This window comes from Acidovorax sp. FJL06, from assembly GCF_003852545.1.
Classification (GTDB): domain Bacteria; phylum Pseudomonadota; class Gammaproteobacteria; order Burkholderiales; family Burkholderiaceae_C; genus Acidovorax.
On sequence record NZ_QAJR01000103.1, the window covers coordinates 298 to 997 of the forward strand.

Genomic DNA, 700 nt, shown 5'->3' on the forward strand with positions numbered 1-700 from the left:
GGCCGCGCAGCGCCTGGGCGTGAATGGCAGCTGGGACTTTGCATTCGAGGTCATGCGCCGTGCCCACATCGCCGTGACGCCGGGGCGCGATTTCGGCACGGCCGAGCCTGAGCGCTTCATCCGCTTCTCCACCGCCAATTCGATGGCGCAGCTGGAAGAATCGGTGGCGCGGCTGCGCACGCTGCTCGGCTGACGCGATGGCGTTCGCGTTCCCCCTCCGCATTTACTGGGAAGACACGGATGCCGGTGGCATCGTGTTCTATGCCAACTACCTCAAGTTCTTCGAGCGTGCGCGCACCGAATGGCTGCGCTCGCTGGGCGTGGGCCAGCAGAGCTTGCGGGAACAAACCGGTGGCATGTTTGTCGTAACCGATGCGCAGCTGCGCTACCACCGCCCGGCGCGGCTGGACGATGAACTCATTGTTACCGCCGCTCTGCAAGACGCTGGCCGGGCATCGTTGACAATAGTGCAGCAGGCGCTCCTGAAACCAGAGCACATGACCGACCAGCCCCCCACCTTGCTGTCCGAAGGCACCATCCGCATCGGATGGGTCGATGCCGCCACGATGCGCCCTGCAAGAATCCCCAGCACCCTTCTGGAACAACTCACACCATGAATTCCCAAAACATGTCCATCATCTCCCTGGTGCTGCACGCCAGCTGGGTGGTGCAACTCGTGATGCTGCTGCTGCTGGGCGTG

1 protein-coding gene and 2 pseudogenes are annotated in these 700 nt (G+C 63.4%); all 3 read left to right on the forward strand.

Features of this window, described 5'->3' with window-relative positions:
• A pseudogene (locus DBV10_RS23285) lies at nt 1-193 on the forward strand (aminotransferase); the annotation flags it as partial.
• 4 nt (nt 194-197) lie between these two features.
• On the forward strand, nt 198-617 hold the full coding sequence (gene ybgC, locus DBV10_RS22690) for a tol-pal system-associated acyl-CoA thioesterase (RefSeq protein WP_124515779.1): 420 nt from the start codon (nt 198-200) through the stop codon (nt 615-617).
• Nucleotides 614-700, forward strand: a pseudogene (locus DBV10_RS23290) (protein TolQ); the annotation flags it as partial. The gene ybgC and the pseudogene DBV10_RS23290, both read left to right, overlap by 4 nt.

Excerpts from the sequence above, each read along its gene's own strand:
- ybgC (WP_124515779.1), top strand. The coding sequence starts at position 198 with ATGGCGTTCGCGTTCCCCCTCCGCATTTACTGGGAAGACACGGATGCC.